Origin of the sequence: Aeromicrobium sp. CF4.19 (assembly GCF_051262555.1) — a bacterium.
Taxonomy (GTDB): Bacteria; Actinomycetota; Actinomycetes; order Propionibacteriales; family Nocardioidaceae; genus Aeromicrobium.
Map to the genome: position 1 here is coordinate 141306 of NZ_JBIMEU010000007.1, position 8127 is coordinate 149432.

General features: G+C 70.9%; 5 protein-coding genes. 1 reads left to right on the plus strand and 4 read right to left on the minus strand.

From position 1 onward, the window contains the following. Positions 1–15: 15 nt before the first annotated feature. The 4 genes from trxB to ACHAAC_RS14905 all read right to left on the minus strand — a co-directional run bounded on the left by trxB (position 16) and on the right by ACHAAC_RS14905 (position 6394). Positions 16–987, minus strand: coding sequence for a thioredoxin-disulfide reductase (trxB, locus tag ACHAAC_RS14890; protein ID WP_435717081.1), 972 nt, complete (start codon positions 985–987; stop codon positions 16–18). Between the two features lie 74 nt (positions 988–1061). After that, positions 1062–2639 (minus strand): protein kinase, encoded by a 1578-nt coding sequence (locus ACHAAC_RS14895; RefSeq protein ID WP_435717083.1) that lies wholly within the window; start codon positions 2637–2639, stop codon positions 1062–1064. A gap of 70 nt (positions 2640–2709) precedes the next feature. Then, a complete protein-coding gene (murJ, locus tag ACHAAC_RS14900) occupies positions 2710–4338 on the minus strand; it encodes a murein biosynthesis integral membrane protein MurJ (RefSeq protein WP_435717084.1) in 1629 nt (542 codons plus the stop codon). Then, positions 4331–6394, minus strand: a complete 2064-nt coding sequence (locus ACHAAC_RS14905) for a DUF6049 family protein (protein ID WP_435717085.1) — start codon at positions 6392–6394, stop codon at positions 4331–4333. Before ACHAAC_RS14905 ends, murJ begins: the two co-directional genes overlap by 8 nt. Positions 6395–6446: 52 nt before the next feature. Here ACHAAC_RS14905 and ACHAAC_RS14910 point away from each other — a divergent pair, with 52 nt between their 5' ends. Next, positions 6447–7898 (plus strand): CCA tRNA nucleotidyltransferase, encoded by a 1452-nt coding sequence (locus ACHAAC_RS14910; RefSeq protein WP_435717087.1) that lies wholly within the window; start codon positions 6447–6449, stop codon positions 7896–7898. Positions 7899–8127: the final 229 nt, after the last annotated feature.

Here is an 8127-nt window from a genome sequence, read left to right on the forward strand (position 1 = left end):
CTCAGCGGATGGGTGCTACTCGGTCAGGGCCTCAGCCGGGGCGGGTGCCCCGGCTGCGTCGAACGAGGCGAGGTACCGCTCGGCGTCCAGCGAGGCCGAGCAGCCAGTGCCGGCCGCGGTGATCGCCTGGCGGTAGGTGTGGTCGACGAGGTCACCGGCGGCGAAGACGCCCGGGACGCTGGTCTCGGTGCTTCCCGGACGCACGAGGACGTAGCCCTCGTCGTCGAGCTCGACCTGCCCCTTGAGCAGCTCCGAGCGTGGGTCGTGGCCGATCGCGATGAACAGGCCGGTGGCGTCCATGCGTCGGGTGTCGCCAGTGACCGTGTCGCGCAGCGTGAGGCCCTCGAGCTTGTCGGTGCCGTGGATCTCGGCGACCTCGGAGTTCCAGGCGAACTCGATCTTCTCGTTGGCGAAGGCGCGGTCCTGCATGATCTTGGACGCGCGGAGGGCGTCGCGCCGGTGCACCAGCGTCACCTTGCTCGCGAACCGGGTGAGGAACGTGGCCTCCTCGAGGGCGGAGTCGCCGCCGCCGATGACGACGATGTTCTGCTCCCGGAAGAAGAATCCGTCACAGGTGGCGCACCAGCTGACGCCGTGGCCGGAGAGGCGGTCCTCGCCCTCGACCTCCAGCTTGCGGTAGCCCGAGCCCATGGCCAGGACGACGGCCTTGGCCGAGTACATGGTGCCGTTGGCCAGGCTGACGGTCTTGACGTCGCCGGACAGGTCCACGGCGGTCACGTCGTCGGAGATGAGCTCGGCGCCGAAGCGCTCGGACTGCGCGCGGAACTTGTCCATGAGCTCCGGGCCCATGACGCCGTCGGGGAACCCGGGGAAGTTCTCCACGTCGGTGGTGGTCATCAGCGCACCGCCGGCCGTGACCGATCCCTCGAACACCAGTGGCTCGAGGTTGGCGCGGGCGGCGTAGACGGCCGCCGTGTAGCCCGAGGGCCCGGAGCCGATGATGATGAGATTGCGGACGTCGCTCATGAAAGCTGCCTTCTGACGGGGATGCACTCTGCTCAACGCAGTCTAGGTGTGGAGCATTCCCACGCCACGGCGCATCAACCGACCCCCCGGACGGTGACCTCGCGGATCTCCCCGCGGTACTCGCCCTCGCCCACCTGGGGGAGCCGCTGGAGCCAGACGACCAGCTGACGGGCGATGGTGGCGTCGGGCAGGGTGACGGTCACGTCGGTGCCGGCGTCGTCGATCGACGTGATCCGCCGCAGGCCGTCCAACGACCGTGGGAGGTCCGATGCCGGGGTCGAGGCGAAGACCGTGAGGTCAGTGCCCTCACCGGCCAGCCGGATCCGCAGCGAGCGCACCTCCTGGGGGGAGTCGAGGTCGATGATGATGCCGACGCCGTCCTTGAGGCCCCCGAGCGTGGCCTGGTTGAAGTACGTCGAGGTGCGCCAGCCGGTCGCCGGGTCTCCGTCGACCACGAGGCCGAGCTGGTCGGGGTTCTCCTGCCCGTCCTGCCCCTGCGGGTCGAAGTCGACGACGCCGGAGATCGGGAGGGTCCGGATGGAGCTGGTGGATCCCGGCCCCGGGGACTCCGGGCTCTGGGTGCCGTCCTCGGACCCGAAGGCCAGAAACCCGAGGAACACCAGAAGCGCCAGCACGCCCACCACTCCCAGCAGCACCAGACCACGATCACCCCGGGTGGCTCGCACCGCTCGGGCCTTGCCACGCTCCAGCGGCGTGGGCGGCGCCGGCTCGAAGGCCTTGGGCCGTCGACGGGGCGGCTCGAGCCCCGGTGGCGGGCCGGCGGGGACGATGACCGGGTCGAGCCTGAGCAGGTCCGGGGAGGAGAGGTCCACGAGGCTCGGGTGCTCGTCGGTGACCTCGACGTCATCGCCCACCTGACGCAACGCCCGGGCGATGTCGGCCGCCGACCGCAGGGGCCGTCGGCCGTGCAACGGGGGGTCACCGAGGATGCGGTCGCAGATGCCGTCGACCTCACGCGACACCCCGGCGCGCACCTGACGCGGACGCAGCAGACGACCGTGCTCGGTGGGAGCGGCGCGCAGCTGGTCCACGTGCGCGCCCGGCCAGCGGGCGACGAGACAGGCGTAGAGGAGCTTGCCGAGCGACTGGACGTCGCGCTGCTCGTAGGCGTGCAGGTCCTCGACGGAGTCCTGGTGCCCAACCGGCGCCAGGGCGGTGGCGACCCCGAGGCCGACCACCCGGACCCCACCGGTCTCCTTGAGCATCACCTGGTGGGGAGTGAGCCGGCGATGGTGGACACCGCGCTCGTGCGCGTGCGCCATCGCCTCGGCCACCTCGGCCACGACCTGGGCGGACCGACTGCTGGGCATCGGTGACTGAGCGAGCAGCTGGTCCAGGGGAATGGCGCGGGCCCACTCGCGGACCACGAGGTGGTGGCCGTGGTCGTCGTCGACGAGGTCGAGGACGCGCAGGAAGCGCGGGTCCGACACGGCGGTCGAGCGACGCGCCGCCTCCAGGAAGCTCTCGGCCCGAGGGTCGTCGCTGGGGATCATCTCCAGGCCGACGTTCCGAGAGAGGATGCGGTCGTGGGCCCGCCAGGTGGTGGTACCGAGCCGCTCGGTGACGAGGTCCTGCAGGACGTAGCGTCCGTCGAGGACGTCACCTGAGACCAGCGCCCGACGCTCCGTCATGTCCACCCTCCGTGTGCCTGGGTCCATCGTAGGAGGCAGGGGTGCAGGGGATGGCCGGACCTGCTGCGTGTCAGCCGCGTCTCAGCACCGTGGTGACGACGTAGCGGAGCTCTCGCAGCCGCAGTGCGGTACTGGCGCCGACGAACACGAGCGCGCCGACGGTGCCTGCGACGGCGAGGACCACCAGCGAGCCCGTGGGGTCGTCGGCGCGGACACCGGAGGACGACAACCCCCAGAGGACGCCGAGCATCGATGCGCCGGACACCCCGGCAGCGGCCGCGAGCCGCACGGCGAACCGGACCGTCTCGGCATCGACGACGCGTCCGATGGAGCGGGACAGGAACAGGGCCGACAGGCCTGCACCGACGAGGTAGGCGAGGCCGTACGCGAGGGCGAGCATCTGTGCGACGCGACCCGGCGCCACGAGGGAGGTCAGCACGACGGCGGCGGCGATGTTCGTGGCGGCGATGACGAGCTGGATGAAGAAGGGCGTCCGGGTGTCCTCGTTGGAGTAGAACCCGCGCAGCATCACGAAGTGGATGCAGAACGCGATCATCGCCGGAGCGAAGGCGGCCACCGTCCACCCGATGACTTGGGTGCCGTCGCGCAGGTTGGGGATGTAGCCGAGCACGCCCGCGGCCGCGGGGCCCAGGCAGGCGACGGCGACCGCGATGGGGGTGATGATCGTCAGCGCGATGCGGAGCGTCCGCCCGAGCTCCATGGCCATCCGCCCGTAGTCGCGGTCGTGGGCGAGGGTGGAGAGCGTCGGGATGACGGCGGTGGCGATGGAGACCGTGATGACGCCGTGAGGCATCTGGCTGATCAGGAAGCCGATCTCGTAGACGGCGGTGCCGGCAGCGGTAACACCCTGGTCGGCACCCTCGGCGGTGCCGCGGTTGCCCAGGCGCTGGACGACGATGAACGCGATCTGGTTGGCGATGATGAAGCCGAGCGTCCACGCACCCAGCCGCAGGGTGTGGCCCAGCCCGGAGCCGCGAAAGTCGAAGCGCAACCGGATCCGAAAGCCCGACCGACGCAGGAACGGCAGCAGCGTGAAGGTCTGCACCACGATCCCGGCGGTGGAGCCGAGGCCGAGCAGGAGGGCCTGCGTCGTCGTGAAGCCGTCAGTGCCGTTGGAGGCGCCGAAGACGACCAGGTAGACGGCCAGCAGGGCGCAGGAGACGGCGTTGTTGGCCACCGGCGCCCACATCATCGGACCGAAGTGTCGGCGCGCGTTCAGCACCTGGCCGATGAGCACGAAGGCCCCGTAGAAGAAGACCTGCGGCATGCACAGGGCCATCAGGAACATGCCTGAGCTCAGCTGCGACTCGAACCCCGAGCTGAACAGCCGATCGGCGAACACCACGCGCGAGATGAGCGGGATGAGCAGCACGAGCAGGACGGTGGAGGCGAGCAGAGCCAGGAGCCCCAGGGTCAGGATCCGGTGGGCGTAGGCATCGCCGCCGTCGGCGTCGCGCTTCATGGCGCGCACCAGCTGCGGTACCAGCACGACGTTGAACAGGCCGCCCGCCACCAGGATGTACATCGCGTTGGGGATCGTGTTGGCGATGTTGAACAGGTCGGCGTTCAGCGCCGTGCCGATGGTGGCGGCCAGCAGCAGGAGGCGGACGAACCCGGTGAGGCGAGAGGCGATCGTGCCCAGGGCCATCCAGGCGCTCGCGCGAGCGACGTCAGTCATCGGCACTCCCTCCCGGCTCGGCACCGGTCCGGCGGCGGGTCACGAAGCGCCGACTGAGTGCGAGGGCGACGAAGACCACGGCGATGCCCATCGCCACCCACACCGCCACGCCGACACGGCTGGAACGGACGTTGAACACCGCGGGCGACCCGAAGGCGTCGCCGGACTCAGAGACCATCGTCGCGGTGAACGTCGACGAGCTCAGGTCGCCGACGTCGGCGTCGACGGTGAGGGTGCGGCGCTCCCCGGCCGTCACCTCCACGGCCTCCACGTCCGGGATGGAGAGGCTCGGGTTGGTGGAGCTGATCTGCAGGCCCACCCGAACGGTCTCCTCGGTCTCGTTCGTGACCGTGATGGGGAAGCTGCCCTCGGAGCTGGAGAGGGTCACCGCGGGCGGGCCCTCCACGGTGATGGCGGCGAGGGTGTCGGCGGCCGACCGCGCGAACGCCTCGGCGGTCTGGACACCGTCCTCGCTGTGGCGTCGCCAGTTGATGCCCACGAGCTCCGCGGCGCGTCGGGACCGGGAGACCAGGACGGGCGTCGGGTCGGTCAGCAGGCCGGCGAGGGCTGCGGTGCTGCCCAGGCCGTCGTCGACCGCTGCGACCTGGTCGGGGCCGACCGGGGTGGCCGACGACGACTCCGGCGTCTCACCGGTGTACTGGGCTCGCTCGGAGGTCATCAGGACGTCGAGGCTGCGCGGAGCGGTGAACTCGGCATCGAAGACGTCGGCCAGGCCGCCACGGACGGTCGTCGGACCGGGGTCCCAGGCGGGGTCGAGCACGGCGACCGCGGCCGCTCGGGAGTCGGGGTCGGCGACCCGCTCCAGGGAGCCGAGGGCAGCCTCGGAGAGCAGTCGCTGCCGCAGCGTCGCGACGGTCAGCTCGCCGGGCACCCCGATGTCGAGTCCAGCGTTCACCAGCAGGGGGACCGGCCCGGCGTCGGTGGGTCGGTTCACGATGCTGCCCAGGCGTGGCTCCCAGTCGGGGACGGCCGCCTGACCCACGAGCACCGGCCGCTCTCCGTCGCCCCTGACCGCGGCCAGGAGGTCCTCGGTGACGCCGTTCGCCGTGGGCCAGGTGACGCGCCGCCCCGAGAGCCCGAAGCGGTTCACGGTGGCGGCCGTGGCCCGCTCGACGGCGTCGGTCACGTCCTGCGCCTCGGCTCGCTCGATCGCGAGCACGTCGGGCCGTGCGTAGCCCAGCACCCAGCAGGTGGCCCGCCGCGCGAGGGCGACCAGGTCGTCGCGCATCGCCGCCGCGTCGGCGCGCTGGTCCGCGTCGAGCTCGACGTCGTCGGGCAGGTTGCGGCCCTCGGCAAGGTCGTCCAGGGCGGCCAGCAGTGCGGGATCGACGATCACGGTGAGCCCTTGGTCGGGCACCGAGGTGGCCAGCGTGAGCAGGTTGCGCAGCTGACCGCGGGGAGCGATCCGCTCGACGAGGTCCTCGGGGTCGATGTAGTCGCCGTTCGCGCCTCGGCGATCCGGCATGACGAAGGGAACGACGATCGAGGTCGGCGTGGCGTCGGCGTCCTCCACGAGCGGCAGGAACGTCGTCGCCCGACCGATGGCCGTGGAGGAGCGGGTGCCGTTCTCGGCGGTGCCGAGGATCTGCACGCCGACGGGATACACGCCCTCCACGCCCGAGAGGTTGAGGACGTCCGAGGGCACCCGTACGGAGAACTCACGCGTCTCGCCGGCGGCGAGCGTGCCGAGATCGTCGATCGAGTCCAGCTCGACCCGTCGTTCACCGGTGTAGGAGGAGCCACTGTCCACCGCATCGGTGATCTGCTGGCGCGTGGCGAACGGATTCTGCGGCGCGACGAGGTAGGCCTGCGCGTCGGTCCACTCCTCGTCGCCGTTGTTGGTGACGGTGCCCGAGATGGTGACGTCGTCGTCCGGGGCCAGCACCCCGGGCGTCAGCTGAGTGATGCGGACGTCCAGCTGTGCCTCCTGCTCACCGTCGGCGTCGACGGCAGCCGCAGAGGTCGGCACGAGCGTCAGAAGCACCACGAACGCCACGAGCGCACGCGCGCAGGCGCCTCGGGAGGGTGACGTCACCCGCACATCGTAGAGGGGTGGTGATGCGTGGCCCGGGAGCTCGTGCCCGGCGGTGGGCTGCACCGTAGACTGCGTGCCCGTGCCCCAGCCCGATGAGACCCTGATCGATGTCAGCGCCCTCCTGGCACGACACGAGGTGCTGGAGGATCTCGGGACGCGTTTCCAGGCGGCCGGGCACGAGCTCGCCCTGGTCGGCGGACCGGTCCGCGACGCCCTGCTGGGCCGCACGGTGGCGGACCTGGACCTCACGACCTCGGCTCGGCCCGAGGAGATCGAGAAGGTCGTCGACGGCTGGGCTGACGCGGTCTGGGACGTCGGGCGCGAGTTCGGCACCATCGGCGTGCGCAAGGGCGAGGACCACGTCGAGATCACCACGTACCGCACCGACGCCTACGACCCGTCGTCACGCAAGCCCCGGGTGGCCTTCGGCGACAGCCTGGAGGCGGACCTCTCCCGACGCGACTTCACCGTGAACGCGCTCGCGGTGCGCTTGCCCGGTGGGGAGTTCGTCGACGCGTTCGGCGGCATCCCTGACCTCGCCAGGGGAAGGCTGCGCACGCCGGTCACCGCGCAGCAGTCCTTCGACGACGACCCCCTGCGGATGATGCGCGCCGCCCGCTTCGTGTCCCAGCTGGGCTTCACGGCGCACGAGGACGTCGTGGCCGCCATGACCGAGATGGCCGATCGCCTGTCGATCGTCTCGGCCGAGCGGGTCCGTGACGAGCTGGTCAAGCTCGTGTGCGGGCAGCACCCGGTGGCGGGGCTGCGGCTGCTGGTGGACACCGGCCTCGCCGAGCAGGTGCTGCCCGAGGTGCCGGCGCTGCGCCTGGAGCGCGACGAGCACCACCGGCACAAGGACGTCTACGAGCACTCGCTGATCGTGCTGGAGCAGGCCATCGAGCTCGAGCATCGTCTCGGCGAGGGACCCGACGTCGTCGTGCGGCTCGCGGCGCTGCTGCACGACATCGGCAAGCCCAAGACCCGCCGATTCGCCGGCGACGGCACCGTGACCTTCCACCACCACGACGTCGTGGGCGCGAAGATGACCCGCAAGCGGATGCGTGCCCTGCGCTTCAGCAACGACGTCATCGACGCCGTCGCACAGCTGGTGGAGCTGCACCTGCGCTTCCATGGCTACGGCTCCGGGGAGTGGACGGACTCGGCGGTCCGGCGCTACGTCCGCGACGCGGGGGATCAGCTGGAGCGCCTGCACATCCTCACGCGGGCGGACTGCACGACGCGCAACCAGCGCAAGGCGGCGCGGCTGCGACGGACCTACGACGAGCTCGAGGAGCGCATCGCCGTGCTGGCCGAGGCTGAGGAGCTCGCCGCGATCCGCCCCGACCTCGACGGCAACCAGATCCAGGCAGCGTTGGGGATCGGCCCGGGCCGCGAGGTGGGCGAGGCGTACCGCTTCCTCCTGGAGCTGCGGATGGATCAGGGCCCGATGAGCGAGGAGGCCGCCACCGAGGCTCTCCGGGCCTGGTGGGCCGCCCGCGGCTGACGCCTCACGATTCCCATGTCCGCATGGGATTCAGCACTGCTGCACGGTTTTCCTGCGTTTGCATGGGTTGCTTCCCGTGCATCTGGAGGATTCCCATGTCGACCTGGGCGGATTCGTGCCGTGGACGCAACAAGGGTTGGTTTCAGGCTCCGAGGATGAGTCGGGGCATGAGTTCGTCGGGTTGAGCGTAGTCGAGGCGTTTGCGGGGGCGGGCGTTCATGGCGGCTTC